15 protein-coding genes are annotated in these 14239 nt (G+C 73.3%); 11 read left to right on the top strand and 4 right to left on the bottom strand.

The window, feature by feature from the left end:
* The 8 genes from infB to NWP10_RS06015 all read left to right on the top strand — a co-directional run.
* Window positions 1-1964 (top strand): translation initiation factor IF-2 (gene infB / locus NWP10_RS05980; protein WP_258300216.1); only part of this gene is annotated, 1964 nt, incomplete at its 5' end.
* An 81-nt stretch (window positions 1965-2045) separates the two neighbouring features.
* On the top strand, window positions 2046-2498 hold the full coding sequence (gene rbfA / locus NWP10_RS05985; RefSeq protein WP_017488857.1) for a 30S ribosome-binding factor RbfA: 453 nt from the start codon (window positions 2046-2048) through the stop codon (window positions 2496-2498).
* Between the two features lie 13 nt (window positions 2499-2511).
* The gene (truB, locus tag NWP10_RS05990; protein ID WP_158508208.1) at window positions 2512-3477 is read left to right on the top strand and encodes a tRNA pseudouridine(55) synthase TruB; all 966 of its coding nucleotides are present in this window, start codon (window positions 2512-2514) and stop codon (window positions 3475-3477) included.
* Complete coding sequence (locus NWP10_RS05995; RefSeq protein WP_017488855.1) at window positions 3474-3842, top strand: hypothetical protein; 369 nt, start codon at window positions 3474-3476, stop codon at window positions 3840-3842. The genes truB and NWP10_RS05995 overlap by 4 nt, the downstream gene beginning before the upstream one ends.
* Before the next feature lie 11 nt (window positions 3843-3853).
* Entirely contained in the window at window positions 3854-4318 is a 465-nt protein-coding gene (locus NWP10_RS06000) for a hypothetical protein (RefSeq protein WP_258300217.1), read from the top strand.
* Window positions 4318-5295 (top strand): bifunctional riboflavin kinase/FAD synthetase, encoded by a 978-nt coding sequence (locus NWP10_RS06005; protein WP_258300218.1) that lies wholly within the window; start codon window positions 4318-4320, stop codon window positions 5293-5295. Before NWP10_RS06000 ends, NWP10_RS06005 begins: the two co-directional genes overlap by 1 nt.
* A complete protein-coding gene (locus NWP10_RS06010; protein WP_258300219.1) occupies window positions 5292-6128 on the top strand; it encodes a class I SAM-dependent methyltransferase in 837 nt (278 codons plus the stop codon). Before NWP10_RS06005 ends, NWP10_RS06010 begins: the two co-directional genes overlap by 4 nt.
* Window positions 6129-6454: 326 nt before the next feature.
* Entirely contained in the window at window positions 6455-6952 is a 498-nt protein-coding gene (locus NWP10_RS06015) for a hypothetical protein (protein WP_258300220.1), read from the top strand.
* A gap of 44 nt (window positions 6953-6996) precedes the next feature.
* On the opposite strand, the gene NWP10_RS06020 is transcribed toward NWP10_RS06015, so the two are convergent.
* Window positions 6997-7293, bottom strand: coding sequence for a hypothetical protein (locus NWP10_RS06020; RefSeq protein WP_258300221.1), 297 nt, complete (start codon window positions 7291-7293; stop codon window positions 6997-6999).
* A 321-nt stretch (window positions 7294-7614) separates the two neighbouring features.
* Window positions 7615-8637, bottom strand: coding sequence for a CPBP family intramembrane glutamic endopeptidase (locus NWP10_RS06025; RefSeq protein WP_258300222.1), 1023 nt, complete (start codon window positions 8635-8637; stop codon window positions 7615-7617).
* A gap of 146 nt (window positions 8638-8783) precedes the next feature.
* Between NWP10_RS06025 and rpsO the strand changes: the two genes are divergently transcribed.
* Together rpsO and NWP10_RS06035 are read left to right on the top strand one after the other, a co-directional pair.
* On the top strand, window positions 8784-9053 hold the full coding sequence (gene rpsO / locus NWP10_RS06030; protein ID WP_017488396.1) for a 30S ribosomal protein S15: 270 nt from the start codon (window positions 8784-8786) through the stop codon (window positions 9051-9053).
* A gap of 297 nt (window positions 9054-9350) precedes the next feature.
* Window positions 9351-11612, top strand: a complete 2262-nt coding sequence (locus tag NWP10_RS06035; RefSeq protein WP_248193298.1) for a polyribonucleotide nucleotidyltransferase — start codon at window positions 9351-9353, stop codon at window positions 11610-11612.
* Window positions 11613-11749: 137 nt separating this feature from the next.
* Here the strand turns inward: NWP10_RS06035 and NWP10_RS06040 are convergent, their stop codons facing one another.
* On the bottom strand, window positions 11750-12283 hold the full coding sequence (locus tag NWP10_RS06040) for a hypothetical protein (RefSeq protein ID WP_258300223.1): 534 nt from the start codon (window positions 12281-12283) through the stop codon (window positions 11750-11752).
* A gap of 106 nt (window positions 12284-12389) precedes the next feature.
* On the bottom strand, window positions 12390-12836 hold the full coding sequence (locus NWP10_RS06045; RefSeq protein ID WP_258300224.1) for a hypothetical protein: 447 nt from the start codon (window positions 12834-12836) through the stop codon (window positions 12390-12392).
* Window positions 12837-12916: 80 nt separating this feature from the next.
* Here NWP10_RS06045 and NWP10_RS06050 point away from each other — a divergent pair, with 80 nt between their 5' ends.
* Complete coding sequence (locus NWP10_RS06050) at window positions 12917-14236, top strand: pitrilysin family protein (RefSeq protein ID WP_258300225.1); 1320 nt, start codon at window positions 12917-12919, stop codon at window positions 14234-14236.
* Window positions 14237-14239 lie beyond the last annotated feature (3 nt).

Genomic DNA, 14239 nt, shown 5'->3' on the forward strand with positions numbered 1-14239 from the left:
GTCCCGGCGGCCGCGGCGGTCGCGGCAACGCCCAGGGCGCCTTCGGGCGCGGCGGCGGCGCGCGCAAGGGTCGCAAGTCGAAGCGCGCGAAGCGTCAGGAGTTCGAGCAGGCGCACACCCGCGAGATCGGCGGCGTCAAGGTCCCCAAGGGCGACGGCACCACGGTGCTGCGCCTGCGCCGCGGCGCGTCCCTGGCCGACTTCGCCGAGAAGATCCGCGCCGACGTCGCCGACCTGGTGAAGGTGCTCTTCACCCTCGGCGAGATGGCCTCGGCCAACCAGTCCCTCGACGAGGACACCTTCCAGCTGCTCGGCGACGAGCTGGGCTACAAGGTCCAGATCGTGTCCCCGGAGGACGAGGACAAGGAGCTGCTGGAGGCGTTCGACATCGACCTCGAGGCCGAAGAGGCCAACGAGGACGAGGCCGACCTCGAGCCGCGCCCCGCGGTCGTCACGGTCATGGGCCACGTCGACCACGGCAAGACCCGCCTGCTCGACGCCATCCGCTCCTCGAACGTCATCGAGGGCGAGGCCGGCGGCATCACCCAGCACATCGGCGCCTACCAGGTGCCCGTGCAGCACGAGGGCGAGGACCGCCGCCTGACCTTCATCGACACCCCGGGCCACGAGGCGTTCACCGCCATGCGTGCCCGCGGCGCGAAGGTCACCGACATCGCCGTGCTGGTGGTGGCGGCCGACGACGGCGTCATGCCGCAGACCGTCGAGGCGCTCAACCACGCCCAGTCGGCCGGCGTGCCGATCGTGGTGGCCGTCAACAAGATCGACAAGGACACCGCGCAGCCGGACAAGATCCGCGGCCAGCTCACCGAGTACGGCCTCGTGCCCGAGGAGTACGGCGGCGACACGATGTTCGTGGACGTCTCCGCGCGCAACGGCATCAACATCGACCAGCTGCTCGAGGCGGTCCTGCTCACCGCGGACGCCGCCCTCGAGCTCACCGCGAACCCGTCCAAGGACGCCCGCGGCGTGGCCATCGAGGCGAACCTCGACAAGGGCCGCGGCGCCGTCGTGACCGTGCTGGTGCAGACCGGCACGCTGCGCGTGGGCGACAACATGGTGGTGGGCTCGGCCCACGGCCGTGTGCGCGCCATGTTCGACGAGAACGGCGCCCCCGTGGAGGAGGCCGATCCGTCGCGTCCCGTCCAGGTCCTGGGCCTGTCCTCCGTGCCGCGCGCGGGCGACTCGTTCCTCGTCACCGAGGACGACCGCACCGCCCGTCAGATCGCGGAGAAGCGCGAGGCCGCGGACCGCAACGCCCAGCTGGCCAAGCGCCGCAAGCGCATCACCCTGGAGGACTTCGACCAGGCCGTGGCCGAGGGCAAGCTGGACACGCTCAACCTCATCATCAAGGGCGACGCCTCCGGCGCCGTCGAGGCCCTGGAGGACTCGCTGCTGAAGATCGAGGTCGGGGAGGACGAGGTGCAGCTGCGCGTCATCCACCGCGGCGTCGGCGCCATCACGCAGAACGACGTCAACCTGGCCACCGTGGACGACGCCATCATCATCGGCTTCAACGTGCGCCCCGCCGAGCGGGTCGCCGACCTGGCCGACAAGGAGGGCGTGGACATGCGGTTCTACAGCGTGATCTACGACGCGATCGATGACATCGAGAACGCGCTCAAGGGCATGCTGAAGCCGGAGTACGAGGAGGTCGCGCTCGGCTCGGCCGAGGTCCGCGAGGTCTTCCGCTCCTCCAAGTGGGGCAGCATCGCCGGCTCGCTGGTGCGCTCGGGCCTCATCCGCCGCAACGCCCAGGCCCGCCTGGTGCGCGACGGCGCGGTGGTCGCGGACAACCTCAAGATCGAGTCCCTGCGCCGCTTCAAGGACGACGCCACCGAGGTCCGCGAGGGCTACGAGTGCGGCATCGGCCTGGGCAGCTTCAACGACATCAAGGAGGGCGACGTGATCGAGACCTTCGAGATGCAGGAGAAGCCGCGCGCCTGATGAGACGGGGCGCCGGGTCCGACCGGACCCGGCGCCCGCCTCTTCCCACCCCCTGACCACACCACCGGAAGGAACCGCACCATGGCCGATCCGGCACGCGCAGGCCGCCTGGCCCAGCGCATCAAGGTCCTCGTCGCCGAGGCGCTGCGCCGCAGCGTCAAGGACGACCGCGTGGAGGCCGTCACCGTGACGGAGGTCCGCGTGACCAACGACCTGCAGCACGCGACCGTGTACTACACCGTCCTCGGGGACGAGGCCACCGCGGCCGCCGCCCACGAGGGCATCCAGGAGAACCGCGGCGTCCTGCGCCGCGAGGTGGGCCGCGGGCTCACCATCCGCCTGGTGCCCACCCTCGAGTTCGTCGCGGACACCGTCCCCGAGGCGGCCGCGCACCTGGAGGACGTCCTGCGCGCCGCCAAGGAGCGGGACGCGGAGCTGGCGAAGGCGCGCGAGGGCGCGACCTACGCGGGCGACGCGGACCCGTACCGCACCTCGGAGCCCGGCTCCGAGGCCGACGACGCCCCGCGCGCCTGAGGCCCGCGGCACGGTGAGCGCACGCAGCACCGGGGGACAGGCCCCCGACGCACCGGGAACGGAGGCGTCGGGGGTCGTCCTCGTGGACAAGCCCCAGGGGTGGACCTCGCACGACGTCGTCGGGCGCCTCCGCCGGCTGGCGGGCACCCGCAAGGTGGGCCACGCCGGCACCCTCGACCCGATGGCCACGGGGCTGCTCGTGGTGGGCGTCAACAAGGCCACCCGCCTGCTGACCGCCATCACGGGCACGGACAAGACCTACACCGCCACGATCCGCCTGGGGCAGTCGACCGTCACGGACGACGCCGAGGGCGACGTCGTGCAGACGCGCCTGGCGAACGCGGTCACGCCGGAGCGTGTGGCCGAGCAGGTCGCCGCCCTCACGGGGCCGATCCTGCAGGCGCCCTCGGCCGTCTCGGCCATCAAGGTGGCCGGCAGGCGCGCCTACGACCGCGTGCGGGCGGGGGAGGACGTGGCCCTGCAGGCCCGTCCCGTCACCGTGCACGAGTTCACCGTGCATGAGATGCGTCGGCTCGACGGCGGCCGGCTGGTGGACCTGGACGTCACCGTGCGCTGCTCCTCGGGCACCTACGTCCGGGCGCTCGCCCGGGACCTGGGCGAGGCCCTCGAGACCGGCGGGCACCTCACAGCGCTGCGCCGCACCGCCGTCGGCCCCTTCGACGTGGCCGACGCCCTGACCCTCGAGGAGCTCGCCGAGGGCTTCGTGATGACCGGGCTCTCCGAGGCCGCCGCCGGGCTGTTCCCGGTGCGCGAGCTGACGGAGGACGAGGCCCGGGAGCTGGCCTTCGGCCGCGCCGTCGCCCCCACCGGCACCGGCGAGGCGCTCGTGGCCGGGCGCGCCCCGGACGGACGCGTGGTCGCCCTCGTCTCGGACGTGCGCCGCCGCGGCGCCGACGTCGCCAAGCCCCAGCTCGTGTTCGCGCCGGCCGAGGGGCCGGGGCAGGGAGGGACCGCATGATCCTCGACGCCTGGTTCTGGGCGGGGCTGGTGATCGGCGTCGTCTCGCTGGCGGTCTGCGTGGCGATGACGGCGATCCGCCGTCACCCCGCGGACTCCTCGATCCTCTCCGTGGCCGCCGTGGAGCTGTTCCTGCTCGTCTACGCCGTGGCCGCCGCCGTGCGCCAGCTCGGCGGGGAGGGCCTCAACGGCCCCGGCTGGGAGTTCTGGGGCTACGTGGTCACGGCGCTGCTGGTGCCCGTGATCGCCGTGGCGTGGGCGGTGACGGACAAGACGCGCTGGTCCAACCTGGTGCTCGCCGTCGTCGGCCCCACGGTCGTGATCATGCTGCACCGCATGCAGGTCATCTGGTTCGGACAGTGGTGAAGGAGGAACACATGGCACGCACCCGCACCGCATCCGGCGCCGCGCGGCCCGGCGCGGCCGCCCCGGCCCGCAACCAGGGGCTCGGCCGCATCCTCGTGATGGTCTACGCCGTGTTCGCCCTCTCGGCGACGGCCCGCAGCCTCTTCCAGATCCTCACGCACTTCGAGGTGGCGCCCGTGGCGTACGCCCTGTCCGCGTTCGCGGCGGCCGTGTACATCGTCGCCACCCTCGCGCTCGCCCGCTCCGGGGCCAGGGCGTGGGCCGTGGCCCTGGGCGCCGTGCTCGTGGAGTTGGTCGGCGTGGTGGGGGTGGGCCTGTGGACCCTCCTGGACCCGGGCCTGTTCGCGCAGGACACCGTGTGGTCCCGCTTCGGCGCCGGCTACGGCTACGTGCCGCTCGTGCTGCCCGTGGTGGGCCTGGCCTGGCTGCTGGCGCACCGCCCGTCCCGTCCGACCGCCGAGGAGGTGGCCCGCTGATGCTGGTGTGGAACTCCCTGGACGAGGTCCCCACGGACCTGCCGCGCACCGTGGTGACGCTGGGCAACTTCGACGGCGTCCACCGCGGCCACCGCGAGGTGCTGCGCCGCGTCGTCGAGCTGGCCCGCGAGCGGGACGCCCTCGCCGTGGCCGTGACCTTCTCCCCGCACCCCCGCTCGGTGCACCGCCCCGACGAGCCGCACGTGGACATCCTGGGCCCCCAGCAGCGGGCCGTGCTGCTCTCCGAGACCGGCCTCGACGCGCTGCTCCTGCAGCGCTACACGCTCGAGTTCGCGGACCAGAGCCCGGAGGAGTTCGTCCTCTCGATGTTCGTGCGCGGTCTGCACGCCGCCGTGGTGGTGGTGGGCCACGACGTCCGCTTCGGCCGCGGCAACGTCGGGGACTTCGCGGAGATGGTCCGCCTGGGAGAGAAGCACGGGTTCGAGGTGGAGGCCGTGGAGGAGCACCCCGCGGAGATCGGCGACGAGCCGGAGCGCCGCTGCTCCTCCACGTGGGTGCGCGAGGCTCTCGCCGCGGGCGACGTCGCCCAGGCGGCCGCGATCCTCGGGCGCCACCACACCCTGGACGGCGAGGTGGTGCACGGGTTCGCGCGCGGGCGCGAGCTCGGCTTCCCCACGGCGAACCTCGCGCCCGAGGCGGAGGGCATGATCCCCGCGGACGGCGTCTACGCCGGCTGGGTGCACGACGTGCAGGGGGAGGCGTGGCCCGCGGCGATCTCCATCGGCTCCAACCCCACGTTCGAGGGCGTCTCCCGCGTGGTGGAGGCGCACGTGATCGACCGCCCCGAGGAGAGTGTGGAGGACTTCGACCTCTACGGCCAGCACATCGAGGTCGAGTTCGTGCAGCGCCTGCGCGGCATGGTCGCGTACGAGGGCGTCGCGAAGCTCGTGGCCCAGATGACGCAGGACGTGGAGCAGGCCCGCGCCATCCTGGCGGCGACGCCCTCCGACCGGTGACCGGGCCGGGCCCGGGCGTCCCGCGCCTGCCGGGCCGGCCGGCCCGCGCCCGCCGGGAGGCCGGCAACCCCTTCGACGCGGCCGCCGGGGAGCACTACGACGCCGTCCGCCCGTCCTATCCCGCCGATTCTGTGGCCTGGGTCCTGGAGGGACTCGGCGACGGCCTGGACGTCGTGGAGCCGGGCGCCGGGACCGGCCTGTTCACCCGGTCCCTCGCCGCCCTGCCCGCCGGGCGGGTCCGCTCCGTGGCCGCCGTGGAGCCGGCCGCCTCCATGCGCGCCGTCCTCGAGCGGGACGTGGCCGCAGGCTCGGACGGGCGCGTGCGCGCCGTGCCGGGCACCGCCGAGGCGACGGGGCTGCCGGAGGCGAGCGCCGACGTCGTGGTGGCGGCCCAGGCCTGGCACTGGGTGGACCCGGCCGCGGGCAGCGTCGAGGCCGCGCGCGTGCTGCGCCCCGGTGGGCGGCTGGCCGCCGTGTGGAACCAGCTGGACACCGCGGTGCCGTGGGTCCACCGGCTGACCCGGATCATGCACGCCGGGGACGTCCACGCCGCCCGGCCCGAGCTGCGCCGGTTCGCGGCGCCGTTCGGCGCGGAGGAGCACGCCCGCTGGACGTGGACGCTGCCGCAGACGGCGGCGGACCTGCACGGGATCATGGCCTCGCGGGCCTACTGGCTGCGCGCGGACGAGCGGATCCGCGCGCGGATGACCGCGAACCTGGACTGGTACCTGCACGAGCACCTGGGGCACGCCGAGGACGCCGTCGTCGAGGTGCCCTACGTGAGCGTGGCGTGGCGGGCGTCGAGCCCACGCCGACCACGGGGAGGGAAGTGACGGGCGCATGAGCCGGCGATGGATCACGGTGCCGCGGCGAGAGTTCCTCGAACAGCTGGGTGCCGCGCTGACGGCCCGGGAGGGTGGCCCGGCCGAGTATGCCCGGCGCGTGGCGGACGCGGTCCACGTCTATGCCGCCAACAGCACGTACACCGCCGGCCAGGGACCGGCCGTCCCGTGCTCGACGGCCGCGGGCGAGCGGGAGGAGGTCCTGCTGGACGCAGTGGACGCCGACCCGCCGGGATCCTGGTGGTCGCGCGGCGCCGAGCTGGAGCGGCCGAGGCGCGTCGTCGCCGGCGACCCCCCCTCGCGAGGACTGGCTCGCCGTGCCCCTGCGCCGCGACGGCCCGCTCGCGACGACGGGCGACTTCGGCCGCGCCGCGGCGGTCGGCCTGGTGATCCGCGAGGACGGACCGATGGGGGAGGAGGAGGTGGTGAGGACACTGACACCGCCGCCGATCGCCACGAAAGTCCTCGAGGTGAGGACCCCCGCGGACTGGCTGCGGCTCGTCGAGACCTGGCCGGGGTCCGCGTCGGCGGCGACGGACGAGATCCTGTCCCGACACACCGGTCTCGACGGGCGGTGGCTGGTGCCGCAGTGGACCGCCGTGGCGGAGGAGTGGGACGCCGTCCACCTCTCGATCGGTGCGTGGGCGCGATCGGCCGGTGTGGTCCAGCCCGTGGGTAAGGGCTCCGCGTGGACCCTGTGCGCCGGGTGGGACCCGGACTCGACGTTCTGGCTGAGGGCGCAGCCCACGGTCACCTCGGAGCAGGTGCTGCCGACGCTGACGCCCGAGGAGGCGCTGGACGGCTTCGTGGGGTAGCGCGCTCAGGGCAATGCGCGAATGCTGATGTCAGGGGCGTGGTGTCAAGCGGACCGCTGAGGTCGCTGGATCGCGCGGGTGCGGGACTCGGCCAGCACGACGGCGATGAGGATGGGGGCACCGGTCCAAGCGGGGACAGGGAGCCCGGTGAAGAGGTCCATGTAGACCGGCACGAGGGCAAGCAGGGGCAACAGGCTAGGCCGCGCCCAGCGGCCGCGCGCGGCGACCATCCCAACGATGAGCGCCCAGAGCAGCCCCCATGCCGCGAAGCCGAACACGGGCGCGAGGGAGGCGCCCGTGAGCGCCCCCGCGGCGCTCCCGATCATCGTTGCTGCGAACATGGGGAGAAATCCATGCGTGAATGCAGTGCGATTCATTGTCATCCTCACTCTGACTATTGGGGTGCACGACTCAGGCGGTGCGGTCTCCGTCCTTGATCGGGAGCTTCCGAACGTCATTGAACGAATCAGCCTTCTCGATGAGCGCAGTCAGTGATGACTCGTCGAGTTCATCCAGGGCGATTCCGCTGGCCGAGTCTCTCCGACTTCTTCCGGTGGTAACGAGACTCGCAGTTCAGTGAGGGTTACGCGAGAGACGATTGGCCAGACATCGCTGGACCTTCGTCTAGTCCACTCTGTTCTTTTGTGCAGCCCGCGCTTCGCTCAGGGGCGCGCGCCGACGCTGACCGGGACGGTGCGCGCGATGCCCGCGCGTCGTGCTTGCCACAGCAGCAGCGCCGTCGAGAGCGCGATCACCGCGGCCGAGACCGCCGTGCCCAGCGGCGAGCCGGTGGTCTCCACGTCCACGAAGCTCTCGTTCACGGTGCCCGCGAGGGTGCCGAACACGATCACCACGACGTTGTTCACCACGTGCAGCGCGACCGCCGCCTCGAGGCCGCCGGTGCGCCACGTCAGCAGCACCGCCGCCACCGCGAACACGGACAGGTCCAGCAGGATCCAGGGGTCGAAGGACCCGTGGGCGAGGGAGAAGGTGACGGCGGAGACCGCGGCGGCGATCAGGATGGCCGGCAGCGGCCGGCGGAACCACGAGCCGATCGCCAGCAGCAGCCAGCCCCGAAACAGGTACTCCTCGCCGGCGGCCTGCAGCGGCGTGAGCACCAGGCCCATGGCCACGAGCCACACCCAGTCCTCGGCGCGCGGGGCGGTGGGGGCGCCGTCCAAGGCCCACGTGCCCAGCACGTAGACGAGGAACAGCGGCAGCACCACCAGGTGCGCGCGCAGCAGCCACCGCCAGCGGATCCGGCCCTGCACCGAGTGCACGAAGCGGGCCGCCACAGGGTGGCACACGGCCACGGCCAGCAGGGCGACGCCGATGAACGCGGCCAGCATCAGGTTGTTCAGCAGCATCATCGGCGCCGAGAACAGCGCCTCCTCCACGCGCGCGAGGTCCGCCGGGTCCGCCGAGACGAACACGTCCCAGCCGACCTCGGAGACCAGCGCCAGCATCATGGGGAGGGTCAGCACCGCCAGCAGCACGAGCACCGAGCCCAGCATGAGCCCCGTGGAGAGCAGCGGGTGCCACCAGCGGTAGCGGGGCGTGCGCAGCAGCTGCGGGTACTCGGCGCCGATGATCGGCAGGTCCAGGCGGCGCCCCGGAGGGGTCTGTGCCGCGGCCGGGGCCGGCGGCCACGAGGCGGGGGAGGGGGGAGTCGAGGCGGTGGTCACCCGGCCAGACTAGGCGGCCGGCCGCGGCCGATGCGCTAGACTCGACCACTGGCCTCCCTGCAGTCCGCGGTGGAGAGGCCCCCGCGCCCCGCCTGCGGCGGCCGGCGCGGCACCTGTTCGCGGTACCGAAGTGAAGGAGGCCTGTCATGGCCCTGGATCCCGCTGTCAAGCAGCAGATCATCAAGGAGTACGCCACCCACGAGGGCGACACCGGTTCCCCCGAGGTGCAGATCGCGGTCCTGTCGCGTCGCATCAAGGACCTGACCGAGCACCTCAAGGAGCACAAGCACGACCACCACACCCGTCGCGGCCTGATGGCCCTGGTGGGTCGCCGTCGTCGCATGCTCGGTTACCTGCAGAAGGTCGACATCGAGCGCTACCGCGCGCTGATCGAGCGCCTCGGCCTGCGCAAGTGACCTTCGGAGGGCGGCGCCGGAGCCTGCGGGAGACCCGCGGGCGCCGGCGCCGCCTTTCGTCTGCCCGGGGACGTGCGTAGGCTGTCCCACGGGACAGCGCCGCATCCCGCGGCTTCCCCGCGCGCCCGTTCTGCGGCGCGCCCACCCGAATCACCGACGGCACCGCGCCTCATCGCTCGCGGTCCTCGACAGTGGCTCCCGGAGACCCCGCCGCACCCGGCGGGACGCCGAGGGCCTCGATCGAAGACCAGGGGGACGAGGACGCCTGCGGCGCCGTCCACCCGAAAGGAGGACCTCATGGAGGGTCCTGAGATCACCTTCGCCGAGGCCGTCATCGACAACGGCGCCTACGGCAAGCGCACCATCCGCTTCGAGACCGGCCGCCTCGCCCAGCAGGCCGCCGGCGCCGCCATGGTCTACATCGACGAGGAGACGTCGATGCTGTCCGCCACCACCGTGGGCAAGTCCCCGCGCGAGGGCTTCGACTTCTTCCCGCTGACCGTGGACGTCGAGGAGCGCATGTACGCCGCGGGCCGCATCCCCGGCTCGTTCTTCCGCCGCGAGGGCCGCCCGTCCACCGACGCGATCCTCACCTGCCGCCTGATCGACCGCCCGCTGCGCCCGGCGTTCGTCAAGGGCATCCGCAACGAGGTCCAGGTCGTCGTGACCGTCACCTCGATCGCCCCGGACGAGATCTACGACACCGTGGCCATCAACGCCGCCTCCGTGTCCACCCAGCTCTCCGGCCTGCCGTTCTCCGGCCCCATCGGCGGCGTGCGCATGGCGCTCGTGGACGACGGCGCCGGCAAGCGCCAGTGGGTCGCGTTCCCGAAGCACTCCCAGCTGCAGGACGCCGTGTTCAACATGGCCGTGGCCGGCCGCGTGGTGGGCGACGACGTCGCCATCATGATGGTCGAGGCCGAGGCCACCCCGGACTCCTGGACCCTGGTCAAGGAGCGCGGCGCCTCCGCCCCCACCGAGGAGGTCGTGGCCGAGGGCCTCGAGGCCGCCAAGCCCTTCATCCGCGCCCTGTGCGAGGCCCAGGCCGACCTGGTCAAGCGCGCCGGCAAGGACCCCGTGGACGTCCCCGTGTTCAAGGACTACGAGGACGACGCGTTCGAGGCCGTCGAGAAGCTCGCCACGGACCGCCTGACCGAGATCTTCTCGATCGGCGACAAGCAGACCCGCGAGTCCGCCTCCGACGCCTACCACGTGGAGGTCATGGACGAGCTGGCCGGCGAGGGCAAGCCCTTCGCCGAGCGTCGCGGCGAGATCGCCAAGGCCTACGGCTCCGTCACCAAGCAGGTCGTGCGCCAGCGCATCCTCAAGGACCAGGTCCGCATCGACGGCCGCGGCCTCACGGACATCCGCAAGCTCACCGCCGAGGTCGAGGTCCTGCCGCGCGTGCACGGCTCCGCGATCTTCGAGCGCGGCGAGACCCAGATCATGGGCGTCACCACGCTGAACATGCTCAAGATGGAGCAGCAGATCGACTCCCTGGCGCCGGAGACCTCCAAGCGCTACCTGCACCACTACAACTTCCCGCCGTACTCCACCGGCGAGACCGGCCGCGTGGGCTCGCCCAAGCGCCGTGAGATCGGCCACGGCGCGCTCGCCGAGCGCGCCATGGTGCCCGTGCTGCCGGCCCGCGAGGAGTTCCCCTACGCGATCCGCCAGGTCTCCGAGGCCCTCGGCTCCAACGGCTCCACGTCGATGGGCTCCGTCTGCGCCTCCACCCTGTCCCTGCTGAACGCGGGCGTGCCGCTGCGCGCCCCCGTGGCCGGCATCGCCATGGGCCTGGTCTCCGCCGAGGTGGACGGCCAGACCCAGTACGCGGCGCTGACCGACATCCTCGGCGCCGAGGACGCCTTCGGCGACATGGACTTCAAGGTGGCCGGCACCGCCGAGTTCGTCACCGCGATCCAGCTGGACACCAAGCTGGACGGCATCCCGGCCTCCGTGCTGGCGGCCGCCCTGACCCAGGCCCGCGAGGCGCGCCTGCACATCCTGTCCGTCCTGAACGCCGCCATCGACGCCCCGGACGAGATGGCCCCCACCGCCCCGCGGATCATCTCCGTGCGCATCCCGGTGGACAAGATCGGCGCGGTCATCGGCCCCAAGGGCGCCATGATCAACCAGATCCAGGACGACACCGGCGCGGACATCACCATCGAGGACGACGGCACCGTGCTGATCGGCGCCACCGACGGGGCCTCGGCCGAGGCCGCCCGCTCCGCGGTGAACGCCATCGCCAACCCGCAGGTCCCCGAGGTCGGCGAGCGCTACCTCGGCACCGTGGTCAAGCTGACCACCTTCGGCGCCTTCGTCTCGCTCACCCCGGGCAAGGACGGCCTGCTGCACGTCTCGGAGCTGCGCAAGCTCAACGAGGGCAAGCGCGTGGACGACGTCGAGGACGTGCTCGGCGTGGGCCAGAAGGTCCAGGTGGAGATCACCAAGATCGACGACCGCGGCAAGCTGTCGCTGTCCCCGGTGGTGGCGGAGTCCGACGCGGACGCCGAGACCGCCGACGCGATCGAGTCCTCGCAGACCGAGGCCTGATCCGCTCCGGGTCCGCACGGACCCGACCGGCCTGACGACGACGGCGCCGCGTCCCTCCTGAGCGGAGGGGCGCGGCGCCGTCGTCGTCTGCGGCCTCGGGCATCAGGGCCCGTGGCCCAGGGCATCAGGGCCCAGGCTCAGGGCAGGGGCAGCCCCGACGCGTCGTGCGTGGGGGCCTCGGGCGCCGGGCGCTCCGGCGCGGCCTCGGCCTGGGCCCCGCCCGCCGCCGCCCGGCGGGCCGTGCGGCGCAGCCACCACTGCAGGACCACGCCCACGAGCACCGGGGACAGGATCATGCCGCTCAAGAACGGCAGGACCATGCCCAGGAGCAGCGGGTCGTCCTCGAGTCCGCCGATCGCGTCCACTCCGCGCACGGCCACCCACGTGACCGGGGTGGCGAAGGCGTAGGCGAACGGGGCGAAGAAGAGCAGCGTCATCGAGAGTCCGGACGCGCGGCGCGTCGAGCCGCCCCGGAGCACGGGGGCGGCCGCCACCGCCGCCCAGGCCAGCGGCGGGACCACCATGACGGGGGCGAGGTAGGGGAGCGCCCAGCCGAAGTGCTCGCCCAGGGACGGCGCGATGACCAGGTCGTGGAAGATCAGCGGCGGCAGGAACTGCAGCGCGTAGACCAGCGCGGCGGCGGTGAGCAGGAGCAGGACGCGGCGGGACATGGGGGAAAGAATGGCGCGCCGCGGCGGACCGGGCAAGACCCCCGCCCTGTGCGACGCGCCACCCGCGCCCCCCACGGGGCGCGACGGCGGGGGTCCAGGACGACGATCAGGCCGGGGTCCGGCGGGGCCGGGCGAGCCACGCCAGGGCCGCGGCGGCCACGAGGGCGGGCACCCAGACGCCCGTCACGAGCAGGATCGCGACCACGGACTCCCAGCCCCAGTTCCACCCGCCGGTTCCCGGGCCGATCTCCACGAACGCGCCCAGGGCCAGGCCGGCGACGTAGGCGAGAGTGCCGACGGCCGTCGTCGCCAGCGGATGCGCCCGCCCGCGGGGCAGGACGAGGGCGGCCAGGGCCGCCGCCCAGGCGATCGGCCCGCCCAGCACGACGGGCGAGGGCGGGGCGAGGAGCTCGTCCGGCCGGGGCACCTCGCCGTCCATGAGGAGGGGGACCAGGCCCTGCAGCGCGTACACGAGCACCGCTCCGACGGCGAGGGCCAGGAGCAGGGCGGGGCGCGGCCGGGAGGGCGGGACCGGGTCGGAGGTGCGGCTCATCCGCCCAGCCTCAGGGGCGCGGCGGCGGGGGTCAAGGGCCGATGCGGTCCTGTCCCGCGGAGTCGGCGACAATGGCGGGCATGAACATCCACCGCGAGATCCCCCTGGACTTCACCGGCGTGCTGGCGGACGAGGGCCACGGCTCCGTGGTCCGCCGCTCGGTCCTGCCCGGAGGCGTCCGCGTGCTGACCGAGGCCATGCCGGACCAGCGCTCCGTGACCATCGGCTACTGGGTGGCCGTGGGCTCGCGGGACGAGTCTCCGGAGGGCTACGGCTCCACCCACTTCCTCGAGCACCTGCTGTTCAAGGGCACCCCCACCCGCACCGCCATGGACATCGCCGCGGCATTCGACCGGGTGGGCGGGGAGTCCAACGCCGGCACCGCCAAGGAGTCCACGGTCTACCACGCGCGGGTGCTGGACGAGGACCTGCCCATGGCCGTGGAGGTCCTCACGGACATGCTCACCTCCTCCCTGCTGGACCCGGACGAGCTCGAGACCGAGCGCGGCGTGATCCTCGAGGAGCTCGCCATGGACGCGGACGACCCGGTGGACGTGGCCCACGAGAAGCTCGCCGAGGTGATGCTCGACGGACACCCCCTCGGACGGCCGATCGGCGGCACCCCGGAGACCATCCGGGCAGTGACCCGCGAGCACGTGGCGGGCCACTACGCCCGCTGGTACCGCCCGGACGAGCTCGTGGTCACCGCCGCGGGCAACCTGGACCACGACGAGGTCTGCCGGCTCGTGCTCACCGCCCTGCAGGCCTCGGGCTGGGAGCTGGCCCCGGGGGCCCTGCCGGCGCCGCGGCGGGCCGTGGACACCGAGGGGGCCGCCGCCTCCCGCGTGCTCACGGGCACCCACACGGTCGCCAAGGCCGTCGAGCAGGCCAACGTCCTCGTGGGCGGGCGCTCCCTGTCCACCACGGACCCGGACCGCTTCGCCCTGGGGGTCATGCAGTCCGTGCTGGGCGGGGGGATGTCCTCCCGCCTGTTCCAGGAGGTCCGCGAGCGCCGCGGCCTGGCCTACTCCACCTACTCGTTCTCCGCCGGGTACTCGGACTCCGGCTACTGGGGCCTGTACGCCGGCTGCCAGCCGGACCGGGTGGACGAGGTCTCGGCCCTGATGGAAGCGGAGCTGGACCGCATGGCCGCCGAGGACGTCACGGAGGAGGAGCTCGCGCGCGCCCACGGGCAGATCTGTGGCGGCACCGTGCTGGGCATGGAGTCCACGGGCGCGCGGATGTCCCGCCTGGGCCGCGCCGAGCTGGTCACGGGGGAGTACGTGGACCTGGCGGCCTCGCTCGAGCGTGTCCGGGCGGTGGACGCGGCCCAGGTGCGGGCGGTGGCGGCCCGGCTGGCCGCGGGCGAGCGCGCCCGCGTCGTCGTCGCCCCGGCCTGACGC

It is taken from the genome of Micrococcus sp. HG099 (assembly GCF_024723355.1).
Lineage (GTDB): Bacteria > Actinomycetota > Actinomycetes > Actinomycetales > Micrococcaceae > Micrococcus > Micrococcus endophyticus.

What these genes read in the sequence shown, in the direction of transcription:
- rbfA (WP_017488857.1), top strand. Translation starts at nt 2,046, where the DNA reads ATGGCCGATCCGGCACGCGCAGGCCGCCTGGCCCAGCGCATCAAGGTC.
- NWP10_RS05995 (WP_017488855.1), top strand. Translation starts at nt 3,474, where the DNA reads ATGATCCTCGACGCCTGGTTCTGGGCGGGGCTGGTGATCGGCGTCGTC.
- NWP10_RS06000 (WP_258300217.1), top strand. Translation starts at nt 3,854, where the DNA reads ATGGCACGCACCCGCACCGCATCCGGCGCCGCGCGGCCCGGCGCGGCC.
- NWP10_RS06005 (WP_258300218.1), top strand. Translation starts at nt 4,318, where the DNA reads ATGCTGGTGTGGAACTCCCTGGACGAGGTCCCCACGGACCTGCCGCGC.
- NWP10_RS06020 (WP_258300221.1), bottom strand. Translation starts at nt 7,293, where the DNA reads ATGTTCGCAGCAACGATGATCGGGAGCGCCGCGGGGGCGCTCACGGGC.
- rpsO (WP_017488396.1), top strand. Translation starts at nt 8,784, where the DNA reads ATGGCCCTGGATCCCGCTGTCAAGCAGCAGATCATCAAGGAGTACGCC.
- NWP10_RS06035 (WP_248193298.1), top strand. Translation starts at nt 9,351, where the DNA reads ATGGAGGGTCCTGAGATCACCTTCGCCGAGGCCGTCATCGACAACGGC.
- NWP10_RS06040 (WP_258300223.1), bottom strand. Translation starts at nt 12,283, where the DNA reads ATGTCCCGCCGCGTCCTGCTCCTGCTCACCGCCGCCGCGCTGGTCTAC.
- NWP10_RS06045 (WP_258300224.1), bottom strand. Translation starts at nt 12,836, where the DNA reads ATGAGCCGCACCTCCGACCCGGTCCCGCCCTCCCGGCCGCGCCCCGCC.
- NWP10_RS06050 (WP_258300225.1), top strand. Translation starts at nt 12,917, where the DNA reads ATGAACATCCACCGCGAGATCCCCCTGGACTTCACCGGCGTGCTGGCG.